General features: G+C 44.7%; 13 protein-coding genes. 5 read left to right on the forward strand and 8 right to left on the reverse strand.

Annotated features, from left to right (window positions below; all coding sequences use genetic code 11):
* Window positions 1–33: 33 nt before the first annotated feature.
* A complete protein-coding gene (locus B0I21_RS18405) occupies window positions 34–777 on the forward strand; it encodes a DeoR/GlpR family DNA-binding transcription regulator (RefSeq protein WP_133641960.1) in 744 nt (247 codons plus the stop codon).
* Here B0I21_RS18405 and B0I21_RS18410 read toward each other — a convergent pair whose 3' ends face one another.
* Genes B0I21_RS18410 through B0I21_RS18420 form a run of 3 tightly spaced genes read right to left on the reverse strand, consistent with a single transcriptional unit; the run spans window position 778 to window position 4684 of the window.
* Entirely contained in the window at window positions 778–1878 is a 1101-nt protein-coding gene (locus tag B0I21_RS18410) for a CapA family protein (RefSeq protein WP_133641961.1), read from the reverse strand.
* Window positions 1868–3229 carry an asparagine synthetase B family protein gene (locus B0I21_RS18415; protein ID WP_133641962.1) on the reverse strand — a complete coding sequence of 454 codons (1362 nt, stop codon included), beginning with the start codon at window positions 3227–3229 and terminating at the stop codon, window positions 1868–1870. The genes B0I21_RS18410 and B0I21_RS18415 overlap by 11 nt, the downstream gene beginning before the upstream one ends.
* 3 nt (window positions 3230–3232) lie before the next feature.
* Complete coding sequence (locus tag B0I21_RS18420) at window positions 3233–4684, reverse strand: lipopolysaccharide biosynthesis protein (RefSeq protein ID WP_133641963.1); 1452 nt, start codon at window positions 4682–4684, stop codon at window positions 3233–3235.
* A 115-nt stretch (window positions 4685–4799) separates the two neighbouring features.
* Here B0I21_RS18420 and B0I21_RS18425 point away from each other — a divergent pair, with 115 nt between their 5' ends.
* The 4 genes from B0I21_RS18425 (at window position 4800) to trhO (ending at window position 7791) form a co-directional block, all read left to right on the forward strand.
* A complete protein-coding gene (locus B0I21_RS18425; protein ID WP_133641964.1) occupies window positions 4800–5708 on the forward strand; it encodes a glycosyltransferase family protein in 909 nt (302 codons plus the stop codon).
* A 37-nt stretch (window positions 5709–5745) separates the two neighbouring features.
* A complete protein-coding gene (locus B0I21_RS18430) occupies window positions 5746–6504 on the forward strand; it encodes a glycosyltransferase family 2 protein (RefSeq protein WP_133641965.1) in 759 nt (252 codons plus the stop codon).
* Window positions 6485–6721, forward strand: a complete 237-nt coding sequence (locus B0I21_RS18435) for a DUF3820 family protein (RefSeq protein WP_243836247.1) — start codon at window positions 6485–6487, stop codon at window positions 6719–6721. Before B0I21_RS18430 ends, B0I21_RS18435 begins: the two co-directional genes overlap by 20 nt.
* Window positions 6722–6810: 89 nt before the next feature.
* Window positions 6811–7791: an oxygen-dependent tRNA uridine(34) hydroxylase TrhO gene (gene trhO / locus B0I21_RS18440; RefSeq protein WP_133641966.1), complete on the forward strand. Its 981-nt coding sequence runs from the start codon at window positions 6811–6813 to the stop codon at window positions 7789–7791.
* A 40-nt stretch (window positions 7792–7831) separates the two neighbouring features.
* Here trhO and B0I21_RS18445 read toward each other — a convergent pair whose 3' ends face one another.
* The 5 genes from B0I21_RS18445 to B0I21_RS18465 form a co-directional block, all read right to left on the reverse strand.
* A complete protein-coding gene (locus B0I21_RS18445; RefSeq protein WP_133641967.1) occupies window positions 7832–9256 on the reverse strand; it encodes a M20/M25/M40 family metallo-hydrolase in 1425 nt (474 codons plus the stop codon).
* 59 nt (window positions 9257–9315) lie between these two features.
* Complete coding sequence (gene fabD / locus B0I21_RS18450; RefSeq protein WP_133641968.1) at window positions 9316–10203, reverse strand: ACP S-malonyltransferase; 888 nt, start codon at window positions 10201–10203, stop codon at window positions 9316–9318.
* Window positions 10204–10290: 87 nt separating this feature from the next.
* The gene (locus B0I21_RS18455; protein WP_133641969.1) at window positions 10291–11529 is read right to left on the reverse strand and encodes a M16 family metallopeptidase; all 1239 of its coding nucleotides are present in this window, start codon (window positions 11527–11529) and stop codon (window positions 10291–10293) included.
* A gap of 220 nt (window positions 11530–11749) precedes the next feature.
* On the reverse strand, window positions 11750–14542 hold the full coding sequence (locus tag B0I21_RS18460; RefSeq protein ID WP_243836249.1) for a TonB-dependent receptor: 2793 nt from the start codon (window positions 14540–14542) through the stop codon (window positions 11750–11752).
* Between the two features lie 20 nt (window positions 14543–14562).
* Window positions 14563–15276: a hypothetical protein gene (locus tag B0I21_RS18465; RefSeq protein ID WP_133641971.1), complete on the reverse strand. Its 714-nt coding sequence runs from the start codon at window positions 15274–15276 to the stop codon at window positions 14563–14565.
* Window positions 15277–15361 lie beyond the last annotated feature (85 nt).

Below are 15361 nucleotides of genomic sequence, written 5' to 3' on the forward strand. Positions count from 1 at the left end.
AAAAATCAGCTATCAACAATTAATATTTGAATTATGTTAAAGGAAGAAAGACAAGCTTATATCATTCACCAAATAAACTTACATAACAAGGTTTTATCATCCGATTTAAGTGTGCAATTGAACGTTTCGGAAGATACCATACGGCGTGATTTAAACGAACTTGCCGAAAACGGTCAAGTCTTAAAAGTCTACGGTGGAGCGTTGTCTAAGTCCTTTCAATTCCCTTTTCAAGAAGGTAATGTTTATGCGAAAGAATCCAAGAAAGACATTGCTAAAAAAGCTATTTCCTTGATACAAAGCGGGATGACGGTACTCGTAGGTGGTGGCACCACGATGATTGAGCTGGCACGACTCGTTCCGAATGAAGTGCAATGCACATTCTTTACGATCAGCCCATTGGTAGCGCTTGAGCTCGCGGAAAAAGAAAATATTGATGTGATTCTGCTTGGTGGAAAGCTTTCCAGGAATACAAATATCGTGACGGGAGCGCAAGTTATTAACGAGCTTTCCGATTTACGCGTAGACTTATGCTTGCTGGGAACAAACAGTTTATCCCTTGATGAGGGAATAACAGATTCCGATTGGGAAGTCGTTCAAATTAAGCGTGCCATGATCAAATGTTCTAAAAACCTCGCCATCTTAAGCATTACTGAAAAACTGAATTCCAATCAAAAGATGCGCGTCGCCCCGTTGAGGGATGTTTCCTATTTGGTTACAGACCTTGATCCAAGTCATCCGAAATTGACTGAATTTGCCAAACAAATTCAAGTGATATAACTATTTTCTCCTTCGGAGTTTCCGGATTGCTCGGCGGGCAATCCAGAAATTACTTTCGATTTCCATATTGTGCCACAACAGGCTGTAGTCTACCTCCCTATTAAACAACAGCCTTTTGATATGTTTTGCGAGGGCTTTAAGCGAAAAACCGGATAGACCATTAAACGGTTTTGCATAGTAGTGCTGATGATGGCGCTGCCATTGATCGATGGCTATGTTATTTACATCCCTGCTATAGCTTACCTCGTCACGCAGCTTTTCATTTACACCGTTCAGCAGCAAAATCGTTTCCTCGGAAGATTTTAACGAAACAGTCGTATCGTTCTTAAGCGTCAGACGGAGCACTGCTTGCTGGATTTGACCTTGTTCAACCGTGACCTGCAGGAGCGCTCCCGTCCTCCAGGCTAAGGTATCCAGGATTCCATCAAAATAGAAATTTCCTAAACTATAGACAATATGCTTTCCCTTATACATTTCTTGTCCTTGGACCACGTGCGGATGGTGCGCGATGACGATATCGGCACCATAGTCAATCAACTCCCGGTATCTATCCCGCCATTCGGGAATCGGTATATCCACCATTTCTACGCCTGCATGCACCTGCACCATAAGAATATCTACCTGCTGTTTATAACGGGTCAGATCGGTGTTCACCCGCGGATGGTTAACCCAAGCATAACCTTGGCTACGGTCTCCGTTTAGCGCGCCATACCCATTTTCAGCATAGGCGAGAAATCCGTACCGTGTATTATCAATAGTTTTAACAACCAAACCATAAGCTTGCTCTTCCGTTCCAACGCCAATTACGTCGTCGCCAAAGGCATGTTTGGTTTCCTGCATAGCATCACGACCATAATCCAAAATATGGTTGTTCGCCATAGCAAAAAGGTTGAAGCCCAAATTGCGCAACCAAACCGGGGCTTCCTTACGTTGCTGTATAGCGGGGCCTGTTTTCAGCTCTGGAGATCCAATGCCAGCCAACGGCGCCTCGACGTTGCAACAGCAAATATGTTGCTCAGCAACCAAGGCTTGCAACTCCGTTGAAAACGAAGGCTCCGATTGCAGGACAACATCGCCTACAAAAAGTAATTTATGCTGCATTTCTTCTTCGTAACATGATTTCAATGGGCTTAATGGTTATGTAAGCGAAATACGCTTTCAACAAGCCGTTTTTAAATCCGGCCATCTTCATCAACTCCTTTACCTTAGGCGTGTGCATCAATTGCTGAAAGAATCTTTCCTTTTTACCGATGGTCGAAATTCGATCATTAATCCAGTTCAAGTAAGCCGGCTTCATAACCTCTTTCAGCACATCTACTTGAAGGGGCTCCAACGGTGTATGCATCAATGCATAATAATTTAAGGAGTTTTGGTAGGTATAGCTATGCTGCTCCTCTTCAAACAATACACCGTTTGATTTGAAGAAGTCGCGTTGCCATTGTCTATTGGCTTTCCTATCCGCTGGAAGATTCAGCATCGCTAAAGCGATATCTTCCTCTAGAAAAGGCGAATATCCCGGAAAACCGTAGACAGAAGGCACCTTGATCAAGTACTGCAAGAGCATCATTTTTGTTCGCATAGCCGTAATGATTCTATATTCTGGAGCCTGCAGATAATCTTGCTGTTTTTCGAATATCGGTTCCACTAGCGATGTATAATCTACCCCCGTAGCAAGCGAGGATTCTGCGCTCATACCATGTGTATAGCCCAATTTAAGATACGATTGCGGGTCGAGAATTGGCGGCACATCAACAGCTCCGGCCCATGCATCGCCGATGATGCCGCTCAACAAGTGAAGTCGCCGTTGATTTTCCATTTCGGCAATGGAACCATAAAATTCCATATGATAGGTGCCAGAAGCGCCTACCGATGGGCCAAAAATGTCATACCAGTCCTGCACATAATTATTGAATTTCCCCAGGTCGACGCGCCTCCAATATGTGCCGATTTTTTTGGACAGAGCGGCTGCATACACCGCCTCCCTCGACAGGTTTTGGTTGAATGATGTGCCATACGTGTATGAGCGGATCCTGCTCTTGTCATGCAACAAAACATTCAGCAACCGCGAATCAAAACCACCACTCGTCGGAATGAGAATATCTTCTTCGAAATTGCTGCTCCACGTATTTATGGAATTCGAAAGCATCGATAAAACATCATCCTCATGGCTTTTCACGCCAATTTTACGAAGAGCATCGTCGTCCTGACGCTTCACCTCTAATTTCCCCCCCTCGAGGTGCAAGGTCTCATTCGGGAGAAGGTATTTGACTTGTTTAATGGGCGTGCGGCCAAAAACGCAGTAGCCGTAGTCCAGATACGCGGACAGGCCCTTCATATCTATTTGCAGGCGGCTATAGTCTATTACCTCCTCCATGGAAGTACTGTGCTTGCCAGTAAGCTCATTATAAAAAATCGTCTCGTATCCTACCCAATTGCCCTTTGCAACTTCCATTATTTATTTCTTTGTTAATTTACGTTTGCCCATTGCTAACAATTCGATCCAAATTTCGTTTCTTCCCACATGATTGCCCGCAAGGTATACCATGGCGAATATAAGGCTTTGCAGGGACAGCATGATGAGGTCGTGCATATTCGGAAAGAAATGTGGAACGAGTAGCGCCGCACCAAATGCCATCACGCTTATCAAGAAGCTAACGGATAAATCGCCTAGCTGTCGAAAAAAGTGATAACCATAAATCTTTCCGCTGAAGATTGTACTGACGCAATAGAATGCTATTCGAATACCAATCTGTCCGAATATAATATACAGGATTCCAAACTTGAACGTAGCCAATAACACCGCAACTGCAGCAGATATCTTTATCACCTCCAACCACAAGGTATAATCCGACTTCCCCTTTATATTCAAAAAGTTGACATTGAGATCTGTCAAGGAAATGAATAGGCCTGCGAAACACAATAATTGAAAATAAAATATCGAGGCATTCCATTTCGCCGACAGGAAATAGGTAAAAGCAGGCTCGGCAACGGCTATTGCACAAAGACTAACCGGAAACAGCACGAAGCCCAACGTCTTCATGGACTTACGGCAAGCGTTTAAAAAACGAGGATAGTCGTCTTGTATGGGCGTAAGCGTGGAGAGTGTCGTTCCTTGGATAACAGAAGAGATCAGCATATTAGGCGTTTCGCCCCACTTGTTGGCCTGCAGGTAGAACCCTGTTTCTGCGAGCGTAAAATGTTTCCCGATAAACGCATAGTAGCTTTGCGAAAACACCTTTCCCAACATACTGCCGAACATAAAAGAAAGAGAGAACCGAAGGTGTTTTTTGAGCACAGCAAACGAAAAGAACAGGCTTACTTTCCAATCGCCCCAAAGCCATAGCATACCTGTGCGGAAAGAGGAATAGAGAGGCGATTGGAGCAATATGGCCCACACGCCGAACCCCAAAAGCGCGAGAGAAACCACCGCTGTCCCCGAAAAGATGACGGCAAGCACATTGATTCTGGCCGTTTGTTTGAAGGAAAAGTTCTTTAGCAACTTGACGTATTGGACAATACCAAAGGAATGGATAATAAGTTGCAGAAAGAGCACACGTGCATACAAAGCAAGTCCCCCAATCCCATTAAAGCGCTCCATGTAGGGAGCTGCAAAAAAAAGGATGCCATACAAAAGGATGCTCACAGCCAGATTAAAGACGAACATCGTCGAGTATTCATTGTCTTCCACCTTCGGCGATCGAACGAGGGAGGTGGCTAATCCACTATCGACAAAGGTTGTTGCTACTGTGGTGAAGATGATAAGAACAGCCAATACGCCAAAATCATCAGGCGTAAGGATACGTGCGGTAATGATACCAACAATAGTGGTAACCAGCTGGTTCCCAAAACGGTCAATAGCATTCCAAAACAATCCTTTCAGCGTATTTTGTTTGGTGTTCTCGCTCATGAAAAATCTTAGTCGAATAAGGTAACAAAGATATTAATTGAAAAGCTAGAAAAAGAGCAGAAAAGAATCCAAAGCGAGAATAACTTTTTATCTTTGGATTTAGGATCAGCATTATATGGCATCATTAGCGCCCATCGTATTATTTGTTTACAACCGTCCCAAGCATACCCGGAAAACATTGGCGGCATTGGAGAAAAATCTTTTGGCGTCAAGCTCGCTACTCTTTATTATTTCAGATGCTCCGAAAAATGCAGATGCGGTAGAAGCCGTAAACGAAGTTCGATCCATCATTCGTGAACCTTGGAATTTTAAGCACATCACCATCATGGAGCGCAACCGCAACTGGGGCCTTGCAGAAAATGTAATCGATGGGGTAACGAAAATCATCAATGAGTACGGTCAAATCATTGTTTTAGAGGACGATCTGGAAACATCTCCCTACGCGCTAACATATTTTAACGATGCCCTTCTTCGCTACCAAGCAGAAGAAAGGGTGATGGAAATCAGCGGCTATATGTACCCCGTACAGCACCCCAAGAGATTACCAAAGTCATTCTTTTTTCGTGTCGCCAACAGCTGGGGTTGGGCAACTTGGAAACGCGCATGGGATAAGTTTAATCCCGATATCGAGGCCTTGACGGATAATTTTGACCGGGCAGATATCAAACAGTTTAGTATCGAGCGGACTGAAAACTTTTGGAAGCAGGTGAAAGCTTATAAAGCCGGTAAGATCAATTCTTGGGCTATCCGTTGGTACTTGTCGGTATTTAATGCGCAGGGGCTCGTGCTTTATCCGCGAAATTCGATGGTGCAAAATATCGGTACAGATGGCTCCGGCACACATTCTGATCGCGACAATGCATACCGTGTCGAGCTGGCGCAAAGCAAAATGAAATACTTCCCAAATGATATAGAGGAAAACAAAAAGGCTTACGAGGCCATCAAACAGTTTTACGCGACGAGGAAAGGGTCTATTATGGAGCGCTTGGTTCGTTATGTCGAAAAAAAGTTGCGGAAAACCTAATGCAGATATTCGTATTTTTGCAAACAAGGCTTTTTGCATGACAAAATTTACACCCAAGGTTTCCATCATCACGATCGTATTTAACAATGCGCGGGATATCGAATTTACAATCAAATCAGTCGTTAAACAAAGCTACAGTAATGTGGAGTATATCGTGGTTGACGGCGCATCTACAGACGGCACCCTTGCCATTATAGATCGCTATGCGTCAGCTGTTGATCTTTTAATTTCAGAGAAGGACGAGGGCATCTATGATGCCATGAATAAAGGGCTGGCCGCAGCCACCGGCGATTACGTTTTATTTCTCAACTCGGGCGACGAGCTTTATGCTACCGACACCTTGGAGCGGGTTTTTTCAACAGAAATAGCTGCTGATATCTATTACGGAGAAACTAGGCTCGTTGATGAAGCGCGCCACGAAATTGGTGATAGACGCCATAAAGCACCCCGTAATTTCAGCTGGCGATCCTTCAAATATGGCATGAATGTTTGCCATCAAGCGATCTACATAAAACGAAGCTTGACGGAACCCTACGACAGAAGCTATCAGTTAAGCGCAGATATTGATTGGATTATCCGGGCGTCAAAAAAAGCACGAAAGATTGTTTTTGTGGATCGTTACGTAGCGAAATACTTAGTGGGCGGCATGTCGCAAAAGCGGCATAAGCAAAGTCTACGGGAGCGCTATCAGATCTTCAAAAAATACTACGGCACTTTGCCAAATTTGATCAACCACGGAATTATTGCCCTTCGTTTACTTATATACCGTTTAAAGCATGGAAAAACCAGAGACTAATCTGTTTGAACCGGCTCTGCTCATTGAGCTGGCGAACAGCAAAATGCCATTTGGAAAATACCAGGGCTGGTTGCTTTGCAACTTGCCAGAGCCCTATTTGGTATGGTTCCGCCAGAAAGGTTTTCCAAAGGGGAAATTGGGAACACAATTGGCAGCACTTCATGAAATTAAAATGAATGGCTTGGGCTATCTGCTGACGCCATTAATCAAAAAGTGATCGCCATCAATTTTAAACAGCGCTTTTTTTGTACCTTTGCGACATTAATTTTTAAACATTAAACGCCGTTTGCAGCGGTATCAATGCATATGAATACATATCAAACTTTGCTGTACTATTGCTACAGCCCTATCGAAAACGCCGAAGATTTTGCGGCGAAACACTTGGAATTCTGTCAATCCTTGGGCCTGGTCGGCCGAATTATTGTCGCCGAAGAAGGTCTTAACGGCACGGTATCCGGCACGAAAGAGGCTTGCAAGCGTTACATGGATGCTGTACACGCGGACACTCGTTTTGCGAAAACAGAGTTTAAGATTGATGAGGTCGAAGAACCTTCGTTTATCAAAATGCACTGTCGGTATAAGCCGGAGATTGTACATTCCGGCTTGCGCAACCCTGAGATCATTAACCCTAACATACAAACCGGGAAACATCTCGAGCCCACCGAGTTTCTAGCCATGAAAGACCAAGACGATGTGGTTGTACTTGATGTGCGGTCAAACTATGAGCATAGTGTGGGTCGTTTCAAAAATGCGGTTACACTAGACATCGATAACTTTCGCGAATTTCCAGAAAAGGTAAAGGAACTTGAACAGTATAAAGGAAAAAAAATTCTGACCTACTGCACAGGAGGAATAAAATGCGAAAAAGCGTCTGCTTTGCTTTTACAAGAAGGTTTTGACGATGTTTACCAACTTCATGGTGGCATTATTAAATATGGTAAAGAAGCGGGTGGAAAAGATTTTGATGGCAAATGTTATGTCTTCGATAATCGAGTGACTGTTGACGTCAACGCCGTAAATCCGACCGTTGTTTCGACCTGTAGAAACTGTGGCACCGTAACACCAAAAATGATCAATTGCGCAAATCCGGATTGCAACGAGCACTTCACGCAGTGTGATGCCTGTGGTTGGGAATTGGAAGGCTGTTGTTCAACCACCTGTATGGAACACCCCCGCAAAAGGGAATATGATGGTACAGGCTATTACATCAAAGTTCCTCAGCCTGTCAACCTGGAAAAGATCAGCAAAAGAAAACATAAAAACTTCCCACCAAAAGAAACTGTATAAAACAAAAAACGGTAGGTCTTGTCGCCTACCGTTTTTTGTTTTATTCCCATCGCCATTCGCCCGATACCTGCAAGGGCGTCTTCAGTCCATTGCGTTCAAGGTAGTCTTTTATAGCCCCGTCGCTTAGCCGATGGGCAGGGATTTGAGCCGTATTTGCTAAGCTGTAAGCCAGGGCGGCACCAAGCATAACCGTCTGTTCCAGGCCTTTTTTATCGACCAAACTAAAAACATCCTTATCCGAGTGATAATAAGCTCCTGCATTATTTGGAAGTATCCCTCCCGCGCCACCGCCATATGGTAAACCAACTAGCATAAACGGTTGATGGTCGCTATGCAAACCGGCCCCAAAGGACACCTTCCCATGGAAGGTACTATCAACCGAATGCAGCTGTTTCATCCAGTCGCGATATAGATTTTGCATTTCCTCGCGAGAGCTGTGAAACGCTGTCGGTGCGTTGGTCATATCGAAGTTTAGCATAAAGGCGATATCATCAAGTTTATTTTTTGCTGCGGCATCTGCCACATAAGCTTTTGATCCCAGCAGTCCCTGCTCTTCGCCCATAAACAGGACGAACTCGATGGTGCGTTTAGGTTTTACTTTGATGCGTTTTAGCGTTCTAGCCATATCAATAACGGCAAAAGAACCTATCCCGTTGTCAATGGCTCCGGTCGCCAAGTCCCACGAGTCTAAATGCCCGCCAACCACAATCTTTTCCTTGCTTTTTCCTTTTAAGGTGGCTATAACGTTGCGCGCGTTCACGCGAGCGGATTCATTTTTCATGATCATAGCCGCTGACAGCATATCGCCTTTTTGAAGGCGAGCTTTAATAGCCATACCGTCTTCATAGCCAATACAAGCCGCAGGAATGGTGATCAGATCGCCGGTGATAGAAGCGGTCCCGGTTAGTAAAACACCGCCAGGCACAGCATTGACAAAGACAATGGCCTCTGCGCCATGTTTTATGGCGATAGCCGTCTTTTCCGAGCGGTGTAGGTTCTTTGTGCCGGGGGCAGATCCTGGCAATAATTGTAGATAAACCAATACGGTCTTGCCTTTCACATCCTTACCCATATAGTCATTTTCCAGGCCGTTGCCCATGTCGACAAGAGAAGATTCCGTACGTGCTTCAATTGGTGAATGCGCTAAGGCTACCGCCTTCACCTGCTGGTTAGCGATGGTTAAGGTCAACGATTTCCTTTGCCAAGAAACCATTTGGAAAGGTTGAAAACGAACATCATAGCCATACGATTTCAATAAATCAAACGCCAACTTTTCCGCTTTTTCGCCCTGTTCGGAACCTGTCAGGCGATGCCCCAGACTTTCAGTAGCCTGCTTTAAATTGGTATAGGCATTGGAATTTTGGTTCACTTCCGTGACAATCTGGGCATAGGCTTTCGCAAACTGATCTTGTGCAAAACTGTGCAAACTTGTTATTGTCAATAAAAGGAAAAGCGAGATTCTCATAAAATACGATCTTAAAAAAAAGCCCCGATACACTCGAGGCTCATATACTTATATTATAGTTAAGCGACAACCGCAGCGGATGTCTGTGCTGCGCGGTCTACTTTTTTTACCAAACCTTGTAATACATTGCCGGGGCCTACTTCCACAAAAGCCTCTGCTCCATCGGCAAGCATATGCTGCACGGTCTGTGTCCAACGAACAGCGCCGGTTAACTGAGCAATAAGATTTTTCTTGATGGCTACTGGGTCTGTATACGGTTTCGCGTCTACATTTTGATAGACAGGACATACCGGCGCATTAATCGCTGTAGCTTCTATCGCCGCTTGCAGCTCTAGCTTAGCTGGCTCCATAAGTGGCGAGTGGAATGCGCCACCAACGTTTAACTTTAATGCGCGTTTAGCACCGGCTTCAGTAAGTAGCGCACAGGCCTTATCCACACCTTCCATGCTACCGGAAATCACCAACTGACCCGGGCAGTTGTAATTTGCTGCGACGACTACCTCTTCCACCTGCGCGCAAATTTTTTCAACAGTTTCATCATCAAGCCCCAAGATAGCGGCCATCGTTGACGGCTGTGCTTCACAGGCTTTTTGCATCGCGTTCGCCCGTTGTGACACCAATTTTAATCCATCTTCAAAAGACAATGCTCCGGCAGATACCAACGCGGAAAACTCTCCCAACGAGTGGCCCGCGACCATACTAGGTTGGAAGCTATCGCCCAACACTCTTGACAGAATGACGGAGTGCAGAAAGATAGCCGGCTGCGTAACTTTTGTTTGTTTTAAATCCTCATCTGTACCGTTAAACATGATGTCGGTAATGCGAAAGCCTAAAATTTCGTTTGCTTTTTCGAACAATGCTTTCGCTTCATCATTTAAATTATACAGGTCTTGCCCCATTCCTACAAATTGGGCGCCTTGACCTGGAAAAATATAAGCTGTTTTCATCAAATATTATTTTGGTAACCTAGAGCGCAAGCACTCGTTTAAAAGATCAAATTTAAACAAATAAAGTCATAAAAGATTCCCGGATAGCTAATCCTCGGGTAAAAAAGCCAACGAACTCAACTTGCCATCATCGAAGACGTCTTGAGCAATAGCTAGTAACTCCGCTGTGCTCACTTGATCTATTTTTTCAAAAACTTCAGGCAATAAAATCACCCGGTCATAGTCCATAACGTTTTTGGAAACGGCAATAATCATGCTCATGCGGTTTTCCTCCGCTAAAGCAATTTGCCCTTTAAACTTATTTTTTGCTTTCTGAAGCTGCCCTTCCGATACGCCCTTCGTCTTCAGCTTATCCAGCTCCCTAAACACCAGTTTTTTAGCTCGCTTCACTTTCTCTTCATCGGTGCCAAAATAGATCGTGAACAAACCCGTATCTGAAAAGACCGTATAGTTAGATTCGATGGTATAGGCAATACCATATTTCTCTCGGATGGAAAGGTTTAAAATAGAACTCATCCCAAAACCGCCTAGCATATTATTCAGCAGTAACAACCCCGTTTTGCGCTCGTCAAACATGCCGTAAGCCGGCGAACCTAGCATATAGTGTACCTGATTGATTGGTTTATGTATCTCGATATGTTCAGCAAGATTCGACAAAGCAACATCGCGATTTCTCTGCGGCTGATTGTCGGGTACCGCTTCAAAATATCGCCTAAGCATTTTCTCTACAGCTTTACGTTCATAGTCGCCCGTAATACCGATCACAATCTCGTGCGTGTCGTAGTTGTTGCGTAAAAATTGCTGCACATCCTGTTGTTGGAAAGCAAGCAGGTCTTGCTCCAGTCCTAAGATATTATGCCCAAGACCCGAGTTTTTGTAAACCATGTCTTCATAGTCGTCGATAATAGACTCTTCTGGACTGTCTAAGTAAGAGGCCATTTCATCAGCTATCACGCCCTTCTCCTTCTCCATTTCATCCTCGGGGAAGGTGGAATGGAAGATGATATCTTCAAATAAATCCAATGCCCTACTCAGGTGTGGTTTTAGAATCGATGCATGAATACAGGTGTACTCTTTGGTCGTATATGCATTTAAATCGCCACCCACCGCTTCCAGGTGGTTTAGAATTTGCTGCATGGATCTTCGCTGCGTTTCCTTAAAGAGCAAATGCTCGATAAAATGTGCTATACCGAACTTGCCTTCCTCCTCATCACGAGAACCTGCGTTCACCACTAAACAGGTATGCGTAATGGGTGATGCCTGCCGGTGAAACACCGCACGGATGCCGTTACTCAAACGGATAATTTCATATTCTGTGTGCTTCAAATCAAAAAGTCAAAACCGAGCCCGCAAGCCCATCGTGTGTACTATAAAAATTTCGTCAGCTAAAGCTGAAAGTCGAAAATCACCGGTTTCACCGATAAAAATCGATGATTATTACATCGTTACCGTCAAAACCAGCGAGCAAAGTTACACAAATTCCAAACAAAACGGCTGTAGTTCCCTGAAACTACAGCCGCTTTCCAACACTTGCTTCTTTGCCACCTTACATGCGCGGACGACGCATGCCGCCCGGCCCCCTATCCTCTTGGAAAGGGTTCAAGCCACTAGCAAACTTTTGCAACTTAAACGTGAACTGCAACATAAAATAGCGTCCCAAACGATTCACTCGACTATCGGAAATTTGAATATCGGTCACTGTTCTAGAAATGTTTGTTTGCTCGTTTAATAAGTCAAATGCCTGTAATCGCAGCGCGCCGCGGTTACCCTTGAGCATGCGCTTCTCGATGTAGGTATTCACGATAAATGGATTGTCATTGTATGCATTTCCCTGAAAAAATGTCTTCGAAAGGTCGGCACCAAAAACGAGGGTTGGCGTGATATTGACCGATCCGATCAGCGTAGGTGCCCAAGATTGCATGCTGATCGAACGGTCGTTTAACGTATTATAGGTATGGTCCCAGGTATAACGAACGCCCGGATTAATCTCTAGATTTTCAGACGGCAAATAGCGGAACATCATGCCTTGCATCAGCACCCAGTTTTGTGCTTTGTTAAGATTTCCTTCTGTATACGATGGGTTATTGTTAAAATTCACGCTCCCCATGAAATTCAGACTATACACTTTATTTTTAAACGAGCGTCCGTAATGGTAAAAGCCGCGCATGCTGTAAGCGCCATCTTCATTTAAGTAGCTGGTTTCTTGGATAATACCCAATGCTGGATCCGTTTGGCGCAGGTTATTCGAAACAATTTTGTTGCTGGTCAAGGTACCGTTTAAAATCATAAAAAACGTCTTGCCTTTCTGAAAATCACCACTGTTGAAGCGTAAACGCACATTGTGCTGGAATTCCGCATCTAAATTAGGATTTCCAGTAATGATATTCGTCGGATTAGAATTATCCGTAAACGGCTGAATTTGGGTGATCGATGGCTCATTGGCTCGTCCAGAATAATTCAACTGTAAGTTTTTCTGACGATCAAACTTATATTCAAATCTGGCAATAGGAACAACGTTAAATCCGCTCCTGTTGATATGGATCTCTTCACCATCTATAGAAGCATCGCCATCTAATAGCGTCGGTTGCACGGCTACACCAACCGAATACTTAATTTTATCGTTGTTAAAATTATAATTCGCCCCGAATTGATGCGTAGAGAAGGAATAGTCATACATGCGGTTAAATACATACCGTGGATCGTTTAACCCGCTGCCATCAGCCTGGAAAGCATCCTGTTGCCGGCTGTTGTCATAACTATTCACATTGTAATCATAAGCGAGCTCAATCTTGCCATATTTACTCACTGGCTCCAGGTATGACACCGTTGCCCCTCCGTTCCAGCTGGTGTTATCCAGCTCGGCCAACGTGCGGCGGTAGAGGCTATCCATGCTCATATCGGCATTGTTTGGATCGCGAACCAGCGTCTCGATAATACGATCTTGGTCATCTCGCGTTCCAGACGAGGAAATATTCATGTTGATAAACAAATTACGGCCTTTGTCATTCAATCGCCTATTATACAAAGCGCTCACCCCTACATTAGGTGCCTTTGCAATACCGTTCAAACTATTGTTTTCCGTATTGTACAGGGCTTCGTTCAATAGATTTTCACTAAAACTGAAACTATTCGTTTTGGTGCTGCGGTAACTTAGTTGAGGCGTTATTTTGATAAAGTCTTTTTCGGACGGCTTCCACTCCAAGTTTGCCTCAAAGCGATGCGAGTTGCCGATCGTATTGGTGTTAGATTCTGTATTTCTATCCAACGTCGAGTCGGGATAGATGAATCTATTCAAGCTGGATGCGAGTGCAATATTATCATCATGTCCGAAGCTGTAGCTACCGTATACGGTCACTTTATCGCTAAAATCCTGTCGGTAATTCAGTCCTAAGGACCCGGTATTGGTGATACCATTGGATCCGCCAAACATGCCGCCGCCGCCAGGGCCACCACCACCGCCCATACGGCGCCGGGCACCGCCCCCTTGCGTATTGAAATCAAATAGGGGTGCGTTTATATTATTCAAGTTTCCGAGTACCGAAAACTGCATCTTGTCGCGCATAATAATAGCGCTTCCCGTAGCTTGGTAGCGGTCGTCTGTACCATAACCCGCACGAAGCGTAGTGGTAAATCCCCTGTTCTTCTCCGGATCAATCTCGATATTCAGGATCTTTTGGGCGTCGCCGGTTTTATTTCCGGTTAGGTTGGCCATATCACCATAATCATCAATGACCTGAATCTTATTGATGATATCTGCCGGCAGGTTTTGCGTGGCGGTTTTCACATCGCCCCCGAAGAAATCTTTACCGTTTATGCGCACGCGTACCACCTGTTCACCCTGTGCCGTCACCGCACCATCCTTATCAACTTCTACGCCTTGCAAGCGCTTCAGCGCGTCCTCTACAAGGGCATTGTCTCGAAGTTTTAGATCTTTCGTGGTATATTCAAGCGTATCCCCCTTTACTTGTACTGTTAAGACACCGTCCACCACAACTTCTTCCAGCATATTTTCAATGCCCTTCAGTTCAAAGGAGGGTATGACCATCTTATCGCCTTCGGTGGATAGTGTAAATTGCTTTTCAAACGGCTCAAAGCCCAAACTGGACACTTTTATGGTAAACGTTTGCGCCTTCACATTTGCGAACGTGAATATGCCGGCTTGCGACGAACTCGTCCCCAACGTGTCATTCGCTGTAATCAATTGTACCGACGCGCCTGCAACCACCCTTGACTCGGTATCACGCAACATGCCTTGTACGGTCTTGGCGGATTGTGCAAATGCATGGTGCGCTGCAAACGACAGGATGAGGCCGTAAACGAGTGTAAAAATTTGTTTCATATTTCTCATTATCTCTTCTTCTATTTCATAGTGGTCTCCAACAACAGCATCCGTGTTTGCTTGCTCTTCGCAGGTCTCGTCTGCGCAGCTATACGTTTGTTGGCGGAAGGTCCCGAACCAGGTCTACTGGAGCTTTTTGGCACAAAGGACAGTCCGTCATTGATCCCAATTTTTAGGATCAAGCCTTCCTTAGGCATGTGGATAGCTGCTTTCGGAATGGCCGCTTCATAAACAAAAGCCTCATCCACGATTTTCGCTTTTGCCTGTATACCATAGGCGTTCTTTAAGGAAAGTAATCCCGTTGGTATCCCGATAAATCCTTGCACGGCATAGCCTCGACTCCGCTCGATCAACTGCTGCTTGTAGTCTTGATGCAGCTCAGGGTTTTGCATTAATGCCCGACGCGATTCCCCATCGGGAAAAGGGTAGATCAGTTGCGCAACCTCCTTGTTTGCTTTTGATGCAGGAATACAGAATACAATGCCATGGCGGGCAGCCATTTGTTGTAAAAGAGCATCATACACACGCACGGCTATAAAGACATATTCCTTATTCTGTAGCAGTTGATACGCCCACAAGCCTTCATTGGCTACGTCAACCCAAGCGAACCATTCGTCCAGATTTGCATCAATATGAACATCCTGCACAACATCCACATCGATTTTCTGCTTTTTCTGTGCAGAAATGGACGTGATCGTCAGGAGCATCAAGAAACTTGCAATAATTCTCTTCATCCGTTTTAATACTGGAAAGCAATGTGCTTTCCGACCATGATTATTACCACGGTACAAAGAAAAAAATAAGAAGTGTAAAATAATG

Origin of the sequence: Sphingobacterium paludis (assembly GCF_004364125.1) — a bacterium.
In the GTDB taxonomy this organism is placed as follows: Bacteria; Bacteroidota; Bacteroidia; order Sphingobacteriales; family Sphingobacteriaceae; genus Sphingobacterium; species Sphingobacterium paludis.